Source organism: Pseudomonas sp. LAIL14HWK12:I10 (assembly GCF_900184205.1).
GTDB lineage: Bacteria > Pseudomonadota > Gammaproteobacteria > Pseudomonadales > Pseudomonadaceae > Aquipseudomonas > Aquipseudomonas kermanshahensis.
Genome location: NZ_FXWU01000008.1, coordinates 198,804 through 218,253, shown reverse-complemented (window position 1 = coordinate 218,253; position 19,450 = coordinate 198,804). Strand labels below are relative to the sequence as shown.

Below are 19,450 nucleotides of genomic sequence, written 5' to 3'. Positions count from 1 at the left end.
AGCCCAGACGGTGTTAATGCCCCAGCCCCTCACGTAAAGTCTGCCCATGGACAAATACGCCCCCCGCCAGTGGCTCCCCCACGAAAAACCCAGCCTGCCCGGATCGCCGTCCACGCCTTTGCACTCGCCCGCCAAACGCCTGGCCTTTGGCCTGGTGGGCCTGTTGGTGGCGATCACCGGTGGGTTGGGCAACGCGCTGGTAACAGCCAACCTGGTGTTCCTGCAGGGTGCGCTGGGGGCGACCACCGCCGAAATGGCCTGGCTGCCGGCCGCCTATGTGATGACCAACGTGTCCATCAACCTGCTGCTGGTCAAGTTTCGCCAGCAGTTCGGCCTGCGTGCCTTCACCGAAGTGTTCCTGGTGCTGTATGCGCTGGTCACCTTTGGCCACCTGTTCGTCAATGACCTCAACTCGGCAATTGCCGTGCGCGCCGCCCATGGCATGGTTGGCGCCGCGCTGAGCTCGCTGGGCCTGTACTACATGATCCAGGCGTTCCCCGCGCAGTGGCGGCTCAAGGCTATGGTGCTGGGCCTGGGCGCCTCGCAATTGGCCTTGCCGCTGGCGCGACTGTTCTCTGAAGACTTGCTGCAGATCGCCGAATGGCGCGGGCTATACCTGTTCGAACTCGGCTTGGCGTTGGCCGCACTGGGCTGCGTGCTGATGCTCAAGTTGCCACCGGGCGACCGCTTCAAGACCTTCGAGCCACTGGATTTTCTCACCTTCACCCTGATGGCCAGCGGCACCGCCCTGCTCTGCGCCGCGCTGTCGCTGGGGCGCATTGACTGGTGGCTGGAAACGCCCTGGATCGGTGTGGCACTGGCCGCGTCGATTGGCCTGATATTCAGTGGGCTGGCCATCGAGCACAATCGCCAGAACCCGCTGCTGATGACCCGCTGGCTGGGCAGCGGCACGATCATCCGCCTGGCCCTGTGCGTGATTCTGATCCGCATGGTCACCTCGGAGCAGTCCACCGGCGCGGTCGGTTTTCTGCAAGTGTTAAACATGGGCAGCGAGCAGATGCGCACGCTGTACGCGATCATGTTGTTGGGTGCGGTGGCGGGCCTGGCGACCAGCGCCCTGACCATCGACCCCAAGCACTTGGTGATCCCGTTGCTGGTGTCGCTGCTGGCGATGGCCACCGGGGCGTTCATGGACAGCAGTTCAAGCAACCTCACGCGCCCGGCGCAGATGTACCTGAGCCAGTTCTTGCTGGCCTTCGGCAGCACGTTCTTCCTGGGCCCGTCGATGGCCCTGGGCATCAGCCATGTGCGCGCCAACCCGCGCAACCTGGTGAGCTTTTCGGTGCTGTTCGGCATCTGCAACAACCTCGGAGGCCTGATTGGCGCGGCGCTGCTGGGCACCTTCCAGACCTGGCGCGAGAAATTCCATTCCAGCCACCTGATGGACCGCCTCAGCTACCTCGAACCCCTGGTCAACGCCCGGGTGCAAAGCGGCGGTGGCGGCTATGCCGGCCTCCTTGCCGACCCCGCGCTGCGCAGCGAGGCCGGCATGCGCGTGCTGGCCAGTGCGGCCACCCGCGAGGCCAACGTGATGGCCTACAACGATGTGTTCATGCTGATCGGCAGCATCGCTATCCTGACCATGATCTGGATCTGCATCCGCAGCACCTGGCTCTGGTACACGGCCCGCAAGGCCACCTCCCCTGACTCTAGCCGCGGCGCGCCTACCTGATGACCGACGAAACCCGCACGACCACCACCACTGCCCTTGCTGAAACCCCAGAGGGCACGCCGCCGCCCAGTGAACCGACCAGCCCGGTACGCTCGCGCCGGATGCGCATCCTGTCGTCGATCAGTTTTGCCTGTGTGGCCCTGGCCGGCATCCTGCTGGTGCTCTACGCCTGGCGCCTGCCGCCGTTCGGCAGTGCCATCGAGAGCACTGAAAACGCACTGGTGCGCGGCCAGGTGACGATCATCGGCCCGCAACTGAGTGGCTACATCGTCGATGTGCCGGTGCATGACTTCCAGTTCGTCAAGGCAGGCGACCTGCTGGTGCAACTGGACGACCGCATCTATAAGCAACGCCTGGCCCAGGCCATCGCCCAGTTGCAACAGCAGCAGGCGGCACTGGCCAATAACCTGCAGCAACGCAACAGCGCCGAAGCCACCATTGCCCAGCGCCAGGCGGCCATCGGCGATGCAACGGCCCAGGGGGCCAAGGCCAAGGCCGACCTCAGCCGTAACCAGGCGCTGGTCAGCGACGGTTCGGTGTCGCGCCGCGAGCTGGACCTTGCCCGTGCCAGCCAGGCGGCTGCTGTCGCCAGCCTGGCCCAGGCCAAGGCTGCCCTGGAAATCGCCCGGCAGGACCGGGAAACCGTGGTGGTCAACCGGGCCGCGTTGCAGGCCTCGGTGGAAAATGCCAAGGCCGCCGTCGAGCTCGCCCGTATCGACCTCGACAACACCCGCGTGACCGCCCCGCGCGATGGCCAGCTGGGGCAGATCGGCACCCGCCTGGGGGCCTACGTGAATTCCGGTGCGCAACTGATGGCGCTGGTGCCTGATACCCTGTGGGTAATCGCCAACATGAAGGAAACCCAGATGGCCGCGGTGCGCATCGGCCAGCCGGTGAGTTTCACCGTGGATGCGCTGAACCACCAGAAGCTGTACGGCCATGTGCAGCAGATTTCGCCGGCCACCGGCTCCGAATTCGCCCTGCTGCAGGCCGACAACGCCACCGGCAACTTCGTCAAGATTGCCCAGCGGATCCCGGTGCGCATCACTGTGGATGCCGACCAGCCAGAGGCGAAGCGGTTGCGGCCAGGGATGTCGGTGGTGGTCAGCATCGACACCCGGGATGCGCAGTAGATACCGTGTAGGAGCAGCCTTGTGCTGCGAAGAGGCCGGTGAAAACACAGTAGATCTTCGCTGCTTTTAGCGGCCTCTTCGCAGCGCAAGGCTGCTCCTACACAAAGCCCGTATGACATGGCAGCGCGCTACAGCAGCCAGGCGAATGACAACACCGTTGAACATCACCAGATGGTCAGCATCGACACCCGGGGCACGCAGTAGATTTCGCTGTAGGAGCAGCCTTGTGCTGCGAAGAGGCCGGTGAAAACACAGTAGATCTGCGCAGCTTTTACCGGCCTCTTCGCAGCGCAAGGCTGCTCCTACACAAAGCGCGTATGACATGGCAGCGCGCTACAGCAGCCAGGCGAATGACAACACCGTTGAACATCACCAGATGGTCAGCATCGACACCCGGGGCACGCAGTAGATTTCGCTGTAGGAGCAGCCTTGTGCTGCGAAGAGGCCGGTGAAAACACAGTAGATCTTCGCTGCTTTTACTGACCTCTTCGCAGCGCAAGGCTGCTCCTACACAAAGCCCGTATGACAAGGCAGCGCGCTACAGCAGCCAGGCGAATGACAACACCGTTGAACATCACCAGATGGTCAGCATCGACACCCGGGATGCGCAGTAGATACCGTGTAGGAGCAGCCTTGTGCTGCGAAGAGGCCGGTGAAAACACAGTAGATCTTCGCTACTTTTACTGGCCTCTTCGCAGCGCAAGGCTGCTCCTACACAAAGCCCGTATGACAAGGCAGCACGCTACATCCACCCCGCCAGCACAATCGGCAACCAGGCGAATGACAGCACCGTTGAACACATCACCAGGTTCGCCACCTGCTCCGGCGAGCGGTTGGCGCGCACGGCCATGAGGTAATTGAACACCGCCACCGGCATCGCCGATTGCACCATCAGTACCGCACGCTCCAGGGTATCCATGCCCAAGGCCACGCCAACCGCCCACCCCACCGCCGCGCCCAGGCCGATACGCAAACCACCCAGCAGCATGCCGCTGCCCACATGGCGCAGGCGAATGCTGGCCAGCGAAACGCCCAGGGTCAGTAGCATCAGCGGGATGGTCATACCACCGAGCAGGTTCACCGTGTTGGCCAGCCAACGCGGCAATTCGAAATCCAGAAAGATGATCGGCATCGCGCCCGCCAGGCTGATCACAACGGGGTTGCGGACCAGCGCCTTGAGCGAAGCTGCCGTGCCGGAGATGGCCATGCCGACCGTGAACTGTACGATCGACAGGGTCAGGAAAAACGCCACCGCCAGGGCCAGGCCGCGCTCGCCGAAGGCATACAGGCTGATCGGCAGGCCCATGTTGCCGGTGTTGGGGAACATGAACGCCGGCAGCAGCACACGCCAGTGTAGCCCCGAGGCACGGCTGACCAGCAGGCCTGCCAGGGCCATGCCCAACGTGCACAACAGGCAGGCCAGCGCCATGCTGGTAAATGCCGTTGGGTCCAGTTCCGTGCGGCTCAAGGTCGACAGTACCAGCGACGGTGTGCCGACCGTCATCACCAGCCTGGCGATGAACTCAGTGGGGTAGTCCAAGCCTTTGCGGGCCCAGGCAAAACCAATGCCGGCAACGATGAACACAGGTGCCAGAACGGCGAACAACGATGCCAGCATGAGCCTTACCTTCCTGGTGTGCGAAAGGCGTCAGTATGCCGCAGTCCTACGCTGCTTCAACCCGGAAACATAAATGGGTTGATACTGCTACGGGCAAAGCCTTGCCCTTCAAGCTCGGCATCCAGCTGCAAGGAGGCCAAGTCATCGGCGACAGGCTCCAGTGCCGGGTCGTGCTCGTAATAGAAGGCCTTCAGGTAGCTTTCGCAGTCACCGCAGCTTTCCGCCTTGACCGCACTGTCCTGACGCTCCAGCGACCAATAGTCCAGCTTACCGGTGTGCTCGCAGTTGCTGCACTTGACCCGCACCATGTGCCAGCGACTCTCGCACAACCCGCAATGCAGGTAGCGCAGCCCAGCACGCTTGCCAGTGAGGATGACGCTGGCCACCGGCGCACTGGCGCACACTGGGCAGAACTGGCGATGCTCGCCCACCGCCGCATGCGCATGCGCCGGCAAGGCCGCAGCCAGTTGCACGAAGTACAGCCCCAGGGCGGCCCACAAAAATACCGCCTCGCCGCTGTTCACCTTGCCATATTGGCCCTGCAGCAAGTCTTGGGCGCAGGCTTCGCGCTGATCGGCGCTCAGCGCGGCGAGCCTGTCCAGGGCCGCGCATACCGGGTCGCTGGCGTCAGTGCGCAGGTCCTCGAGCAGATGCTCGAGCACTTGCTGCCAGTAACCTGAGTGCAACTGCGTCGATAATGGCGCCTCAGCGCCCAGCCGCTCAGTCAGAGCCTCAAGCACGTTGGCCGGCACGGGAAAACGATCGAGCAAACGCTGCTGGGCCTGCGCGATGGTGGCGGCGAACTCCAGATAGTCGGCTTGCTCATGCCCCTGTGCCAAGTGACGCAAACGCGCCCCGCGCTTGGCGAAGTGCTGGTCCAGTTGCGGCAGCAACAAGGCGCTGATGGTGCCCACGCCACCGGTAGGCTGCTCGACCGCCGTCAGTTTGATGCTGCTCATTTCTTCTCGCTCTTGCTGTTGATCTGCTGATACCAGCGATCGTGGTGCGACTTGGCCCAACTGCGTGAGACATAGCCGGTGATCATGCCGCGAATCGAACCTTTCACCCAGAACGCCAGGTACGCATGGCCAATGATCAGCAGGATCAGCGAGATGCCTGCCAGTGCATGGGCAAACAAGGCAATCCGAATCAGCGAGATGCTGAAGTAGTCGGCAAACCACGGCCGCCAGATGATCACGCCACTGAGCATCAGCAAGGTGATCAGGCCCATGATCCCCCAGAACAGGATCTTCTGGCCGGCGTTGTATTTGCCGATGCGCAGCGGCTGGCTGTGGTCGCCTGCCAACACGCGCTTGACGTTGCGAAACCAGATGCCGTCTTCACGCTCGGGCAGGTTGTACCTGACGAAGCGCACGAACAGGAACATCAGCACCACGAACACCACCACCCCGAAAAACGGGTGAAGGATGCGCGCCAGCTGCGGTGTGCCAAACACGCCATTCAGCCAGTTCAACGACGGGAAAAACCACGACAGCCCCGACATCGCCACCAGGAAGAAGCAGATGACCATGAACCAGTGGCTGGCCCGGTCGATGAAGCGCGTGCGCAGAATCAATCGGTCCTTGTTCATACCAGGGTCTCCTTGTCGTCTTCCTCGACTTCGTTAGGGCCAACGCCGATGTAGTGGAACACCGTGCCCGCCAGGGTGGCGAAGAATGCCGCGGCGGCCACCGGTTTGAGCCAGCCTTTCCAGCCCTCGATCGCGCTGCTGATGCGCGGGTCTGGGTTGAGCTTGTGGTACAGCTGCGGCTTGTCGGCGTGTTGCAGCACGTAGAACACATGGGTGCCACCGACGGCCTGCGGGTCGTAAATGCCGGCACCGGCGAAGCCGCGGCCTTGCAGTTCGCTCACGCGTTCTTCGGCCTGCACCAGCATGTCAGCCTTGCTGCCGAAATTGATCGCGCCGGTCGGGCAGGTTTTCACGCAGGCCGGTTCCTGGCCGACGCTCACCCGATCAACGCACAGCGTGCACTTGTAAGCCTTGTTGTCCTTCTTGCTGATGCGCGGTACATCGAACGGGCAACCGGCCACGCAGTAGCCGCAGCCGATGCAATGCTCGGACTGAAAATCGACGATACCGTTGGCGTACTGGATGATCGCCCCCGGTTGCGGGCACGCCTTGAGGCAGCCCGGGTCGGCGCAATGCATGCAGCCATCCTTGCGGATCAGCCATTCCAGCTTGCCGCTTTCGTCCTGGTGCTCGTCAAACCGCATCAGCGTCCAGGTGTCTGGCGTGAGGTCGGCCGGGTTGTCGTACACGCCGACGTTGTGGCCTACCTCGTCACGCAGGTCGTTCCATTCGTTGCAGGCCACTTGGCAGGCCTTGCAGCCGATGCAGATGCTGACGTCGATCAGCTTGGCCACCTCGGCCTGGTGATCGCGGGCACGCGGCGCGGGGGTGAAGGCGTTGGTCGCCGAACGGCGAATGATGTCTTGGGATTGCAGGGACATGTGCGTCGCTCCGTCAGGCCTTTTCCACGTTCACCAGGAACGCCTTGTATTCCGGGGTGTTGGTGTTGGAGTCACCCACCCCCGGGGTCAGCGTGTTGGCCAGGAAGCCTTTGCGGGTGGCACCCTCGAAGCCCCAGTGGCACGGGATGCCGATGGTGTCGACCATCTGGCCGGCGACCTCTAGCCGCTGGACACGCTTGGTCACTACCGCCTTGGCCTTGATGTAGCCGCGCTTGGTGCTGACCCGCACCAGGTCGCCCTGGACGATGCCTTTTTCCTTGGCCAGCACTTCGCCGATCTCGATGAACTGCTCGGGCTGGATGATCGCGTTGAGCCGCGAATGCTTGGTCCAGTGGCGGAACAACTCGGTGATCGAGTAGGTGGTGGCCACGTAAGGGAACTCCTCACGGCTGCCCATCCGCGCACGGTCGCTTTCATACAGGCGTGCGGTCGGGCTCTTGCTGACATTGGGGTGCAGCGGGTTGGACGCCAGTGGGCTTTCGATCGGTTCGTAATGCTCAGGGAACGGCCCATCGTTCATGGCGCCAACCGAGAACAACCGGCCTACCCCTTCGGGCAGCATGATGAACGGGTTGACGTTGCTGCCTGGCGCGGCGGTTACCGGGTAGTCCGGGACATCGCTGCCGCTCCAGCGGCTGCCATCCCAGGCAATGATCTGGCGCTTGGGGTCCCAGGCGTTGCCCTGCGGATCGGCCGAGGCACGGTTGTAAAGAATGCGCCGATTCTGCGGCCAGGCCCACGCCCAACCTGGGGTGCAGCCCAGGCCGCTGTCAGCGTTGTCGCGGCGGGCCATCTGGTTGCCGGCCTCGGTCCAGGAGCCGGCGAACACCCAGTTGAAGCAGGCGGTGCTGCCGTCATCGCGCAATTGGGCGAAGTTGTCCAGCAACTGGCCTTTGCGCAGCACCAGGTTGCCCTTGTCATCATGCAGGTCCGCCAGGGCGTAGCCGTTGGACTCTTTGGCGACTTCTTCGGGCTCTGGATCGTAGGGGTTCTTGTAGTCCCAGGCCATGTTCAACACAGGCTCGGGGCATACGCCGCCCTCGTCGCGGTACAGCTCGCGCAGCTTCATGAACAGGTGGCCGAGGATCTTGCCATCGTGCCAGGCCTCACCGGGCGGGGCCGCCCCGGCCCAGTGCCATTGCAGCCAACGGCTGGAGTTGACGATCGAGCCGTTCTCCTCGGCAAAGCAGCTGGAAGGCAGGCGGAAGACCTCGGTCTGGATCGCCGCGGGGTCGACGTCGTTGGACTCTCCGTGGTTCTGCCAGAAGCTCGACGTCTCGGTCGCCAGCGGGTCGATGATCACCAGGAACTTGAGCTTGGCCAAGGCCTCGGCGGCCTTGTTCTTGTCCGGGAAGGCCGCGATCGGGTTGAAGCCCTGGGCAATGTAGCCGTTGACCTTGCCTTCATACATGCGGTTGGAATAGTTGAGTACGTCGTAGCTGTCGTCCCACTTGGGCAACCAGTCGAAGCCCCAGTTGTTCTCAGGGGTGGCCTTGCCGCCCCACAGGCTCTTCATCAGGCTGATGAAAAATTTGGGCGTGTGCTGATAGTAGTTGACCTGCCCGGGCAGCTGGGCGCTGGGCGTGGTTTCTTTCAGGTAGGTCTCGACCGTGGTCTGGTTGTCGGACGGCAGGTTCATGTAACCCGGCAGGCGTTGCGACAACAGCCCCAGGTCGGTGTAGCCCTGGATGTTGGAGTGCCCGCGCAGGGCGTTGACGCCGCCACCGGCCATGCCGATGTTGCCCAGCAGCAGCTGGATCATGCCCGAGCCACGGATCATCTGGGCGCCCGTGGTGTGGTGGGTCCAGCCCAGGGCATAAAGGAAGGTGGCGGTCTTGTCCGGTGCGCTGGTGCTGGCAAGGATTTCGCAAATCTGCAGGAAGTCGTCCTTTGGCGTACCGCACAGCTCGCTGACCCGCTCCGGCGTGTAGCGGCTGACATGCTGCTTGAGCAGGTTGTACACGCAGCGCGGGTGGCTGAGCGTCACGTCACGCTTGGCAAAGCCCTGCTCGTCGAGTTCATAGGCCCACGAGCTGCGATCGTAGCGCCGGGTGTTGGCGTCGTAGCCGCTGAACAGGCCGTCGTCGAAACTGTAGTCGCTGCGCACGATCAGGCTGGCATTGGTGTAGGCGCGCACGTACTCGTGCTGGATACGGTCATGGCTGATCAGGTAGTTGACCACCCCCATCAGGAAGGTGATGTCGGAGCCTGCGCGAATGGGCGAATACAGGTCGGCCACTGCAGCACTGCGGTTGAAGCGCGGGTCGACGACGATCACCTTGGCACCGTTGCGGATCTTCGCCTCGATCACCCATTTGAAGCCCACCGGGTGCGCTTCGGCGGGGTTGCCGCCCATGATCAGTACGACGTTGGCATTCTTGATGTCCACCCAGTTGTTGGTCATGGCGCCACGGCCAAAGGTGGGCGCCAGCGCCGACACGGTCGGGGCGTGGCAGACCCGCGCCTGGCTGTCGGTGCCGAGGATGCCCAGGGCGCGGGTAAAGCGCTGGTCGAGCGAGCCGGTTTCGCTGCTGGCCGCCGAAGAACACAGCATGCCGGTGGACAGCCAACGGTTGACGGTAACGCCCTTGGCGTTTTTCTCGATGAAGTTGGCATCGCGGTCAGCCTTCATCAAGCGGGCGATGCGCTCGATGGCATGGTCCCAGGTAATCCGCTGCCACGTGTCCGAGCCTGGCGCGCGGTACTCCGGGTACAGCAGGCGCTGTTCGCTGTGGATGTAGTCCACCAACCCTGCCCCTTTCGGGCACAGCGAACCTCGGCTGACCGGGTGGTCCGGGTCGCCTTCGATGTGGAAGATGCGTGCCTTGGCGTTTTTCGCGCCGTCGCCCAGGCTGTACATGAGGATGCCGCAGCCTACCGAGCAGTAGGTGCAGTTGTTGCGGGTCTCTTTGGCGCGCAACAGCTTGTATTGGCGTGACTGGCTGGCATTGGCCACTGCCGGGGCAAAGCCCAGCGACACGGTGGTCGCTGCCGCCGCACCGGCCGTGCACAGTTTGAAAAATTGTCGTCTGCCAAGTGCCATGGGATCTCCTCATCTCGGCCCGGTTAAATACCGGGCACACAGGCGTTACTTATCAACGGGTGTTATCGGCTGGTCGTTCTAATTCGGTGACGGGCACAAGCCAGGGGCAATAGAAATCTACAGCGCGTTATAAAAACGCAACTTCTTTTGCAACTACTAAATGGACAGCGGCATCACACGTTTATCAAGGCGCCCCTTGCGGGCCGCGCCCGCCATTGTAGTGGCAGGATGCCGCAGGGACCAATTGAGCGGCTTGATTGCTTGATAAGTTCTGTCGATCAACAGGCTGATACGGTATTTAATTACGTACCTGTATTGATCCAGATCAATAAATACTCACTGCCCGCCGCCAAAACAATGAATCAATACGACTAAAGTTATTTTTCTATACAAATTATTATTAAACGGGCGAATTAAGCCTGTACGTCGCGACGCCCTGCGGCGTCTCGTCGCAGGCCAATGCCCCTTGGGCAAAAGGTTGCAAGCACGTAGAATCGCGGTTCCTTTTCGCCCGTCGCCTTGAACGGTGGCAACCGGCAGCAATGACAGAGTCCGCGCCTGAACACATGACCGCCCATGTGAAATAGGCTCAACCGACCCCGCCCGGCCCAGCTCCCTTACGGCCCAGCGGTTGAGTCTTGCCCAGGTCGCATCCAGCCCAGGCACATCCGTGCAGCCTCTTGGCCCCCTTTCGGGCCCAGCTGGCGTGCGCGTCCGAAGAGGCGCTCATTCCGCTCATCCAACTTGAGGTACGTATGTCTCCGCGTTTGCTGGCCATGGCGCTGGCGCCCCTGCTCGGGCTGTTCATCATTGCCCTGGGCAACGGTTTCATGTCTTCCCTGACCACCCTGCGCCTGGGCGCGGCCGGTGAATCAGCCACCACCATCGGTATCGTGTCGTCCAGTTACTTCATTGGCTTGACCCTTGGCGCGATATTCAATGACCGGCTGATCCTGCGCATCGGCCATATCCGCGCCTACACCAGCTTCGCCTCGCTGATCGCCGCGACCATCCTGTTGCAAGGGCTGTTCTACGACACCACGTGGTGGTCGATCCTGCGCCTGATCAACGGCTGGGCTGCGGTGGGCGTGTTCCTGGTGATCGAGAGCTGGTTGCTGCTGGCCGGCGACGCGAAAATCCGTGGCCGCCTGCTGGCGCTGTACATGATTGCCTTCTACGGCGCCGGCGTTATTGCCCAGGCAGGCCTTGGCGAAATTACCCGCCTGGGCGACACCGCGCCATTCATGCTCGCGGGTATGCTCGCGGCGCTGTCGGTGCTGCCGATCGTGATCCTGCCGCGGGTGTCGCCACTGCTGGACCAGGTCGAACCGCTGAAGCCCCGCCAACTGCTGGGAGTCGCGCCGTCGGGTTTGGTCGGCTGCTTCGGTTCGGGGGTGGCGATTGCCGGCATTTATGCGCTGCTGCCGCTGTACCTGCAACGTATTGGCCTGGACGTGGGCGAAGTCGGCAGCATGATGGCCTGGGTGATCCTGGGTGCGATGCTGCTGCAGTACCCGGTTGGGCGCTGGTCCGACCGCAAGGACCGCCAGGATGTGCTGATTGCCCTGGCCGGCCTGTGCGTGGTGCTGTCGTTGATTACGGTGTTCTTGCCGTCTGAATCGTCATTGCTGCCCGCAATGCTGTTCCTGCTGGGTGGCGGCGTGTTCGCCCTGTACCCGGTAGCGGTCAGCCACGCTGCCGACCGTGCACCGTCCGACGCGCTGGTGCCGATGATCCAGGGCTTGCTGCTGATCAACTCGCTGGGTTCGGCGCTGGCGCCGCTGGCGATTTCGCCGATGATGACGTCGTTTGGCGAGGCCGGGCTGTTCTGGGCCTTTGCAGTGGTCAACCTGGCCATGGTCAGCTTCTTCCTGTGGCGCCGAGGCAAGCGCCCGGCGGCCGAGCACCCGGCGCCGTTCGCGGCATCCACCACCTTCTCGCCCACCGGTGCCGAGTTGCGAGTGACTGAAGACCTGATGCATGCCGCGCAGGAGCATCCGCCGCTGGAGCCGGTGCAAGGCACAGGGGCAGCGCAAGCCGAAACCCGATAACCCCACCTCGGTAGGAGCAGCCTTGTGCTGCGAAGAGGCCAGTGATAACAGCGAAGATCTGTTGTGTGGTCACCGGCCTCTTCGCAGCACAAGGCTGCTCCTACACAGAAAACGCGTGTTCCTTGACTCTGATGACCACCCGAGGTAGGCGCCCTGAGCATTCGCCGTTCGAGCCGCAGCAAGGTACCGGCCAGCGCAAGCCGAAACCCGATAACCCCACCCCGGTAGGAGCAGCCTTGTGCTGCGAAGAGGCCAGTGATAGCAGAGAAGATCTGTTGTGTGGTCACCGGCCTCTTCGCAGCACAAGGCTGCTCCTACACAGAAAAGGCGTGCTCCTGGCCTCTGGTGACCACCCGTCGCCCAGAGGGCACCGCGCCGCCCTGCTCCAGCCAAACGAATGACAGATCATCCGCACAGGAGATTCATCATGATCCGCATTCGCCCCCTTTCGCTGTGCCTGGCCTTGGCCCTGGGCGCCATCACCGGCACCAGCTTCGCTGCCACCGAACCCACCAATACCGACAGCCGCCCACAAACCGACCAGTCTGGCGGCAAGACCGCAGGTGACGGAAGCAGCGTCAACAGCCCCGGCAGCGGCCAGGACAACGACAGCAGCAACACCGGCACCGATGCCGCTGACGGCGCCAGTGGCGGCTCCAACAGCACCGGCGAAGCCACAGGTTCCGGTGCCGGCTACGATGGCGGCACCGCTGAGGACCAGGACAGCCGTTGAGGCTCGGCTGGACTACACTGCGCTCCATTGCCCTGCCAAGGAGTTGCCATGAACGCCAAACCCTGGCTGCTCGCTGCCCTGCTGCCTTTCAGCGTACTGGCCGCCGGGCCGGGCTCTGGCGCACTGTCGATCAGTTCTTCCTCCTTCACCGACGGTGGCGTGATCGCCCTGCAACAGGTCGGGCCAGACCCGGCCTGCGGCGCAGGCGAAGAACGCACCCCACAACTGAGCTGGGACAACCTGCCCGCCGGTACGCGCTCGCTGGCGCTGGTGATGTTCGACCCCGATGGCGGCAAAGGCCTCGGGGTGGTGCACTGGGTCGCCTACAACATCGACCCGGGCCTGGATGGCTTGAAAGAAGGCATGGCCGGGCTGACCAGCCCTGCCGTGACGGTGGGGCGCAACTCCCGCGGCACCGCCAGCTACCGTGGCCCATGCCCGCCCGCCGGGGACAACCCGCACCACTACGCGCTGACGTTGATTGCAACCGACCTCGAACCCGGCATCCTGCCAGCAGACCTGGACCGCAACGGGCTGCTGCAGTTGCTCCAAGACCATGCCTTGGGCGCACAAACCCTGGTGGGGCGTTACGGCCATTGAATGAGTCATTGCCACCCATTACCGACAATGATCAACGTCACAGCATTTACCCATTGAACGCCGCGCCTGATCTGAAGTAAGCTCGGGCTCATTCACTGGAGAGCAACATGCCGAAACGCACCTGCAATCACGCCAACCACACCGGTCGCACCCTGCGCCCTGTGCTGGCCGTTGCCGGTCGCAAGGCCCCTGCCAGCTTTTATTTTGGGTATTGGTTTAGCCACTAGGCGCCGCTGATACCCACACGGCGCCCACTTTCGAGGGGCCGCCGAACATGAGAATACTCAAACCCCCGGTCGGCTCCCCGACCGGGGGTTTTGCTTTTCAGGCCTTTGAACATTACCGATTTACCTTGAGGACAGATTCATGAACTACGCCACTTATTACTGCGCAAACACCTATGCCTGGCGATTTAGCCAATCCCGTTCGGGCCAGCCTGCCGCCTCCGTTCGGTCCTTCAAGGGTGGCAACGCTGCAGCCAACACACCTACAACGATCTGTCGAACACCTCGATAGGGCCGACGACGCGGGCCAGAACCCGCCGTCCGCCCAGGGAAAAACGCCATGCAAGCCTCGAACCTCGCCCTGCCCCTGAACCAACCGCAAGCTGCCAATACGACCGTCAGCCAGCGCCTGCCAAGCCCCCACCTGCTCAAGCAGCAAATGCCGCTGTCCGCTGAGCTCACCCAGCAAGTCCATGCCCACCGCCAGGCCATCCGCGCCATTCTCGAAGGCCGCGACGAACGCCTGTTGGTAGTTGTAGGCCCCTGCTCGATTCACGACCCTCGCTCGGCCCTGGAATACGCCGACCGCCTAGCCGCGCTGAGCCGCGAAGTGGATGACAAGCTGCTGCTGGTGATGCGCGCCTACGTCGAAAAACCCCGCACCACGGTGGGCTGGAAAGGCCTGGCCTACGACCCGCACCTCGATGGCAGCGATGACATGCACGCCGGTATCGCCCTGTCGCGCGGCCTGATGCTGAACATGATCGAGCGCGGCCTGCCCATTGCCACCGAGCTGCTGCAGCCGATGGCCGCGGGCTACTTCGACGACCTGCTGGGCTGGGCCGCCATCGGCGCTCGCACCACCGAGTCGCAAGTGCACCGTGAAATGGTCAGTGGCCTGGAACTGCCTGTGGGCTTCAAGAATGGCACCGACGGCGGGATCGGCATCGCCTGCGACGCCATGCGCAGCGCCGCGCACCCACACCGCCATTTCGGCATGGATGCGCAGGGCTACCCGGCCATCATCGAGACCCTGGGCAACCCCGACACCCACCTGGTGTTGCGCGGCGGCCATAAAGGCCCGAACTACGATGCCACGAGCATCGCCCAGGCCCGGCAGGGGTTGGCCAAGGTGGGGTTGCAGGCGCGGATCATGGTCGATTGCAGCCATGCCAACAGCGGCAAGGACCCAGCGCAGCAGCCCGCGGTATTCGAGGACGTGCTGGCACAGCGCGTGGCCGGTGACCGTTCGATTGTCGGCGTGATGATCGAAGGCCACCTGTTCGATGGCTGCCAGTCCCTAGGCAAAGGCGCACTGAAGTACGGCGTGTCGATCACCGATGGCTGCCTGGGTTGGGCGTCAACTGAAACCCTGTTGCGCGAGGCGGCACAAAAACTGTAGGAAGCCGCTAGCAAGCCTTGCGAGACATTTCCCGAACAAGTGCGCTAGGCTTGCGTTTTTACCCTAAGGAGCAGTACCCATGGCACGTGCCACCGCCCGCCACATCCTGGTCAGCAGCGAAGACAAATGCAACGAACTGAAAGCCCAGATCGAAGCTGGTGCCGATTTCGCCGAAGTCGCCAAGGCCAATTCCACCTGCCCATCCAGCCGCCAAGGCGGCGACCTGGGCTCGTTCGGCCCGGGCCAGATGGTGCGTGAGTTCGATACCGTGGTCTTCAGCGCGCCGCTGAACGTTGTCCAGGGCCCGGTGAAAACCCAGTTCGGTTATCACCTGCTGGAAGTGACCAGCCGTCAGGACTGATACCAGGTTGTTCCTCTGGAACGACTCAGCCTCTGTAGGAACAGCCTTGCGCTGTGAAGTGGCCCGGCCGGGCAATTTCGTTGACCGTGCTGACGCCTTCGCAGCACAAGGCTGCTCCTACAAGGGCTTGTTTCGCCTGGGCTGGCTGGTTTTGTTTCTGTGCTTTTGCGCCAACACCCACGCTGCACCCACCCATGCGTTGACTGTCTACGGCGAAGCCCCCCGCTACAACCAAAGCTTCCACCATTTCGACTACACCAACCCCAACGCCCCCAAGGGCGGCATATTGCGCCGCTCGGCCATGGAGATTGGCCAGTTCGACCATATTCTGCCGTACATCGACAAAGGCACCGGCGTCAACGAAGTCGATGGTTGGCTGTACGCGCCATTGGCCGTGCGCTCATTCGATGAGCCCTACACCGTCTACGGCCTGATTGCCCGGCGCATGGAACGTGGCCCGGACGATGCCTGGCTGCGCTTCGAGATCGACCCCCGCGCCACCTTCGCCGACGGCAAGCCGGTGCGCGCCGAAGACGTGCGCTTTACCTTCGAGCTGCTGATGAGCAAAGGCAGCCTCAAGTACCGCACCCAGTTCGCCGAGGTCGCAGGGGTTACCGTAGAGGGCCCGCATCGCGTGCGCTTCGACTTCAGGCAACCCCATGGCCGCACCCTGCCCTTGGACTTGGCCAGCCTGCCGGTGCTGCCCGAGCATGACTGGCAACAACGCGATTTCACCAACGGCGCCGGCTTCGACAAACCGGTCGGCAGCGGCCCTTACCGCATCGGCCAGATCGACAATGGCCGCAGCATCAGCTTTGAACGTGACCCAACCTGGTGGGCCAAAGACCTCCCTGTCAGCCGTGGCCGCTACAATTTCGACACGCTGCGCATCGAATACTTCGGCGACACCGAAGTGGCGCGGCAGGTGCTAAAAGGGGGTGGCTACGATTACAACCGCGAGTTTTCTGCCACGGCCTACACCCTCGGCTACAACGGCGCGCAGCTGGACGACGGCCGCCTGCAGCGCGCGCACCTGGGCCCGGCCAAACCGCAGGTTGCCCAAGGTTATGTGTTCAACCTGGACAAGCCGCCGTTTCGCGACCGCCGCGTGCGCCAGGCGCTGGGCATGCTCTGGGACTACGAGTGGAGCAACCGGCAGATGATGCGCAACCTCTACATCCGCCAGCAGAGCGTGTTTTCCAACACCCCACTGGCCGCCCGCGCATTGCCCGACGCCAGCGAACTCGAACTGCTGGAGCCGTTGCGCGGCCAGGTGCCGGATGAGGTCTTCGACCGCGTGTTCACGGCCCCGGTCACCGATGGCACGGGCATCGTCCGCACGCAACAGCTGCAAGCGTTGGCTTTGTTGCAGCAAGCCGGCTGGCACCCCGAGGGCGACCGCCTGGTCAACGCCCAAGGCGAGCCATTGGAATTCACCTTCCTCAACGGCCAGGCCGGCCTGGAGCGCCTGCTGCTGCCGTGGAAGCGCAACCTGGCGCAGATCGGCGTCACCCTGAACATTCGCAATGTCGACTCGGCCCAATACGTCAACCGCCTGATGGCGCGTGACTACGACATGATCGTGACCGGCTACCCGGTCACGCTGTCGCCAGGGGCGGAGCTGTACAACTACTTCGGTTCGGCAGCGGCCCACGACCCCGGCTCGAACAACCTGATGGTGCTGCAGGACCCTGCAGTGGACAGCCTGATCGACGGCCTGGTACGCGCCAGCACGCAAGCCGACATGCTGCGCCATGCCCATGCCCTGGACCGCGTGCTGCAGTGGAACTACTACTGGATCCCCAACTACTACCCGCCCGGCAGCTCCACGGCCTGGTGGAACCGCTTTGGCTTGCCCAAGGTTCAGGCCACCTATGACGAAGGCCTCGACACCTGGTGGGAAGTCAGCCCTACCCCGCTGACCAACGCGCAGATGGCCGAACGCCTGAAGGCCTCACCATGACGGCCTATATTCTGCGGCGCCTGTTGCTGATCATTCCGACGCTGCTGGCGATCCTGCTGGTCAATTTCGCGATCGTCCAGGCGGCGCCTGGTGGCCCGGTGGAGCAAGCGGTGGCGCGGCTGCAGGGTATCGGCGGCGGCGCACCAGGCGCCCGGGCCGAGGTGGCGCATGGCGAGTCACGGGCCACCCGCGGCCTGGACCCCAAGCTGATCGAGGCGATCAAACACCAATACGGTTTCGATAAATCAGCCCCCGAACGGCTCTGGCTGATGCTCAGCCAGTACGCCCGCCTCGACTTCGGCCAGAGCTTCTTTCGTGGGGCCAAGGTCACAGACCTGATCCTCGACAAGCTCCCGGTCACCCTGTCGCTCGGCTTCTGGGCCACGCTCATCACCTATCTGGTTTCTATCCCCTTGGGCATCCGCAAGGCGGTGCGCCATGGCAGCCGCTTCGATGCCTGGAGCAGCGCACTGATCGTGATCGGCTACGCCCTGCCCTCGTTCCTGTTCGCCCTGTTGCTGATCGTGCTGTTCGCCGGCGGCACGTCGCTGAACTGGTTCCCGGTGCGCGGCCTGGTGTCGGAAAACTTCGACCAGCTCAGCCTGCTGGGCAAGGTCGCCGACTATTTCTGGCACCTGGTGCTGCCGGTCGGCGCACTGGTGATCGGCGGCTTCGCCACCCTGACCCTGCTGACCAAGAATGCATTCCTTGACGAGATCTCCCGCCAGTACGTGGTCACCGCCCGGGCCAAGGGGCTGAGCGAGCGGCGCGTGCTGTACGGCCACGTGTTGCGCAATGCCATGCTGCTGGTGGTGGCCGGGCTGCCCCAGGCACTGATCACGGTGTTTTTTGCAGGTTCGCTGCTCATCGAAGTAATCTTCTCCCTCGATGGCCTTGGCCGGATGAGTTACGAAGCCGCCGTGTCGCGTGACTACCCGGTGGTCTTCGGCACGCTGTTCATCTTTACCCTGGCGGGTTTGTTGATCCGTCTGATCGGCGATGTGTGCTACACCCTGCTCGACCCGCGCATCGACTTCGACACGAGGGCCAACTGATGCTCTCGCCCGTGTCGCGCCGCCTGCAACGCTTTCGCCGCAACCGCCTCGGCTGGGTATCGCTGTGGCTGTTCGCAGCGCTATTGCTGCTGAGCCTGGGCGCAGAGCTGGTGGCCAACGACAAGCCCTTGCTGCTGGGTTACAAGGGCGAGCTGTACACCCCGGCGCTCAAGCGTTACACCGAACAGCAGTTCGGCGGCCAATTGCCGTTCCAGCCAGATTACCGCAGTGCCTACGTGCGCCAATTGATCGAGGCCCAGGGCGGCTGGATGCTGTTCGCCCCCATCCCCTTCAGTGCCGACACCCCTAACTACGACCTGCAAGTGCCCACCCCCAGCCCACCCAGTACCAGCAATTGGCTGGGCACCGACGACCAGGGGCGCGATGTGCTGGCCCGGGTGCTGTACGGCACCCGAGTGTCGCTGCTGTTCGCCTTTGCCTTGACCCTGGTCAGCGTGCTGATCGGCGTAACGGCCGGAGCCTTGCAGGGCTACCACGGCGGCTGGGTCGACCTGCTGGGGCAGCGCTTGCTGGAGGTCTGGTCGGGGTTGCCGGTGCTGTACCTGTTGATCATCCTTAGCGGCTTCGTCGAGCCTGATTTCTGGTGGTTGCTGGGGATCATGGCGCTGTTTTCGTGGCTGACCCTGGTCGATGTGGTGCGCGCCGAGTTTTTGCGCGGGCGCAACCTGGAATACGTCAAAGCCGCGCGGGCGCTGGGCCTGCCAGACAGCCAGGTGATGTTGCGGCACATTCTGCCCAACGCCATGAATGCCACGCTGACCTATGTGCCGTTCATGTTGACCGGGGCCATTACCACCCTGACTGCGCTGGACTTCCTGGGCTTCGGCATGCCGGCCGGCAGCGCCTCGCTGGGCGAGCTGGTGACCCAGGGTAAGCAGCACCTGGAAGCGCCCTGGCTTGGCTTTACTGCGTTTTTCGCGTTGGCGGTGATTCTGTCGCTGCTGGTGTTCATCGGCGATGCGCTGCGCGAAGCGTTCGATCCACATGGTTAATGCACGACCCCTGTAGGAGCAGCCTTGCGCTGCGAAGAGGCCAGTGAAAACCCTGTAAATATTAGCTG

Annotated in this window: 15 protein-coding genes; 10 read left to right on the top strand and 5 right to left on the bottom strand. The window is 63.2% G+C overall.

Annotation, left to right across the window (positions count from 1 at the left end; all coding sequences use genetic code 11):
* Positions 1-46: 46 nt before the first annotated feature.
* Positions 47-1,693, top strand: a complete 1,647-nt coding sequence (locus QOS90_RS19215; protein WP_027596747.1) for an MFS transporter — start codon at positions 47-49, stop codon at positions 1,691-1,693.
* A complete protein-coding gene (locus QOS90_RS19210; protein ID WP_027596746.1) occupies positions 1,693-2,826 on the top strand; it encodes an HlyD family secretion protein in 1,134 nt (377 codons plus the stop codon). The genes QOS90_RS19215 and QOS90_RS19210 overlap by 1 nt, the downstream gene beginning before the upstream one ends.
* 742 nt (positions 2,827-3,568) lie before the next feature.
* Here the strand turns inward: QOS90_RS19210 and QOS90_RS19205 are convergent.
* Genes QOS90_RS19205 through fdnG form a run of 5 tightly spaced genes read right to left on the bottom strand, consistent with a single transcriptional unit; the run spans position 3,569 to position 9,980 of the window.
* Positions 3,569-4,444, bottom strand: a complete 876-nt coding sequence (locus QOS90_RS19205) for an AEC family transporter (protein WP_027596745.1) — start codon at positions 4,442-4,444, stop codon at positions 3,569-3,571.
* Between the two features lie 56 nt (positions 4,445-4,500).
* Positions 4,501-5,403 carry a formate dehydrogenase accessory protein FdhE gene (gene fdhE, locus QOS90_RS19200; protein ID WP_027596744.1) on the bottom strand — a complete coding sequence of 301 codons (903 nt, stop codon included), beginning with the start codon at positions 5,401-5,403 and terminating at the stop codon, positions 4,501-4,503.
* Positions 5,400-6,035, bottom strand: a complete 636-nt coding sequence (locus QOS90_RS19195; protein WP_027596743.1) for a formate dehydrogenase subunit gamma — start codon at positions 6,033-6,035, stop codon at positions 5,400-5,402. The genes fdhE and QOS90_RS19195 overlap by 4 nt, the downstream gene beginning before the upstream one ends.
* Positions 6,032-6,916: a formate dehydrogenase subunit beta gene (gene fdxH, locus QOS90_RS19190; protein ID WP_027596742.1), complete on the bottom strand. Its 885-nt coding sequence runs from the start codon at positions 6,914-6,916 to the stop codon at positions 6,032-6,034. The genes QOS90_RS19195 and fdxH overlap by 4 nt, the downstream gene beginning before the upstream one ends.
* A gap of 13 nt (positions 6,917-6,929) precedes the next feature.
* A complete protein-coding gene (gene fdnG, locus QOS90_RS19185; RefSeq protein WP_085273392.1) occupies positions 6,930-9,980 on the bottom strand; it encodes a formate dehydrogenase-N subunit alpha in 3,051 nt (1,016 codons plus the stop codon).
* A 755-nt stretch (positions 9,981-10,735) separates the two neighbouring features.
* On the opposite strand from fdnG, the gene QOS90_RS19180 reads away from it, so the two are divergent.
* From QOS90_RS19180 to QOS90_RS19145, 8 genes are all read left to right on the top strand, one after another.
* Complete coding sequence (locus QOS90_RS19180) at positions 10,736-12,031, top strand: MFS transporter (RefSeq protein ID WP_027596740.1); 1,296 nt, start codon at positions 10,736-10,738, stop codon at positions 12,029-12,031.
* A gap of 427 nt (positions 12,032-12,458) precedes the next feature.
* Positions 12,459-12,764, top strand: a complete 306-nt coding sequence (locus QOS90_RS19175; RefSeq protein WP_027594870.1) for a hypothetical protein — start codon at positions 12,459-12,461, stop codon at positions 12,762-12,764.
* A 48-nt stretch (positions 12,765-12,812) separates the two neighbouring features.
* A complete protein-coding gene (locus QOS90_RS19170) occupies positions 12,813-13,364 on the top strand; it encodes a YbhB/YbcL family Raf kinase inhibitor-like protein (protein WP_085273393.1) in 552 nt (183 codons plus the stop codon).
* Between the two features lie 564 nt (positions 13,365-13,928).
* Positions 13,929-14,990 carry a 3-deoxy-7-phosphoheptulonate synthase gene (locus QOS90_RS19165; RefSeq protein ID WP_085273394.1) on the top strand — a complete coding sequence of 354 codons (1,062 nt, stop codon included), beginning with the start codon at positions 13,929-13,931 and terminating at the stop codon, positions 14,988-14,990.
* 79 nt (positions 14,991-15,069) lie between these two features.
* Positions 15,070-15,351, top strand: coding sequence for a peptidylprolyl isomerase (locus tag QOS90_RS19160; protein ID WP_027594867.1), 282 nt, complete (start codon positions 15,070-15,072; stop codon positions 15,349-15,351).
* A 127-nt stretch (positions 15,352-15,478) separates the two neighbouring features.
* Positions 15,479-17,314, top strand: a complete 1,836-nt coding sequence (locus tag QOS90_RS19155; protein WP_256577440.1) for an extracellular solute-binding protein — start codon at positions 15,479-15,481, stop codon at positions 17,312-17,314.
* Positions 17,311-18,369, top strand: coding sequence for a microcin C ABC transporter permease YejB (locus QOS90_RS19150; protein WP_027594865.1), 1,059 nt, complete (start codon positions 17,311-17,313; stop codon positions 18,367-18,369). The genes QOS90_RS19155 and QOS90_RS19150 overlap by 4 nt, the downstream gene beginning before the upstream one ends.
* Positions 18,369-19,382 carry an ABC transporter permease gene (locus tag QOS90_RS19145; RefSeq protein ID WP_027594864.1) on the top strand — a complete coding sequence of 338 codons (1,014 nt, stop codon included), beginning with the start codon at positions 18,369-18,371 and terminating at the stop codon, positions 19,380-19,382. Before QOS90_RS19150 ends, QOS90_RS19145 begins: the two co-directional genes overlap by 1 nt.
* Positions 19,383-19,450 lie beyond the last annotated feature (68 nt).

What these genes read in the sequence shown, in the direction of transcription:
- QOS90_RS19170 (WP_085273393.1), top strand. Translation starts at nt 12,813, where the DNA reads ATGAACGCCAAACCCTGGCTGCTCGCTGCCCTGCTGCCTTTCAGCGTA.
- fdxH (WP_027596742.1), bottom strand. Translation starts at nt 6,916, where the DNA reads ATGTCCCTGCAATCCCAAGACATCATTCGCCGTTCGGCGACCAACGCC.
- QOS90_RS19195 (WP_027596743.1), bottom strand. Translation starts at nt 6,035, where the DNA reads ATGAACAAGGACCGATTGATTCTGCGCACGCGCTTCATCGACCGGGCC.
- QOS90_RS19215 (WP_027596747.1), top strand. Translation starts at nt 47, where the DNA reads ATGGACAAATACGCCCCCCGCCAGTGGCTCCCCCACGAAAAACCCAGC.
- fdhE (WP_027596744.1), bottom strand. Translation starts at nt 5,403, where the DNA reads ATGAGCAGCATCAAACTGACGGCGGTCGAGCAGCCTACCGGTGGCGTG.
- fdnG (WP_085273392.1), bottom strand. Translation starts at nt 9,980, where the DNA reads ATGGCACTTGGCAGACGACAATTTTTCAAACTGTGCACGGCCGGTGCG.
- QOS90_RS19210 (WP_027596746.1), top strand. Translation starts at nt 1,693, where the DNA reads ATGACCGACGAAACCCGCACGACCACCACCACTGCCCTTGCTGAAACC.
- QOS90_RS19150 (WP_027594865.1), top strand. Translation starts at nt 17,311, where the DNA reads ATGACGGCCTATATTCTGCGGCGCCTGTTGCTGATCATTCCGACGCTG.
- QOS90_RS19205 (WP_027596745.1), bottom strand. Translation starts at nt 4,444, where the DNA reads ATGCTGGCATCGTTGTTCGCCGTTCTGGCACCTGTGTTCATCGTTGCC.
- QOS90_RS19145 (WP_027594864.1), top strand. Translation starts at nt 18,369, where the DNA reads ATGCTCTCGCCCGTGTCGCGCCGCCTGCAACGCTTTCGCCGCAACCGC.
- QOS90_RS19175 (WP_027594870.1), top strand. Translation starts at nt 12,459, where the DNA reads ATGATCCGCATTCGCCCCCTTTCGCTGTGCCTGGCCTTGGCCCTGGGC.
- QOS90_RS19180 (WP_027596740.1), top strand. Translation starts at nt 10,736, where the DNA reads ATGTCTCCGCGTTTGCTGGCCATGGCGCTGGCGCCCCTGCTCGGGCTG.
- QOS90_RS19165 (WP_085273394.1), top strand. Translation starts at nt 13,929, where the DNA reads ATGCAAGCCTCGAACCTCGCCCTGCCCCTGAACCAACCGCAAGCTGCC.
- QOS90_RS19160 (WP_027594867.1), top strand. Translation starts at nt 15,070, where the DNA reads ATGGCACGTGCCACCGCCCGCCACATCCTGGTCAGCAGCGAAGACAAA.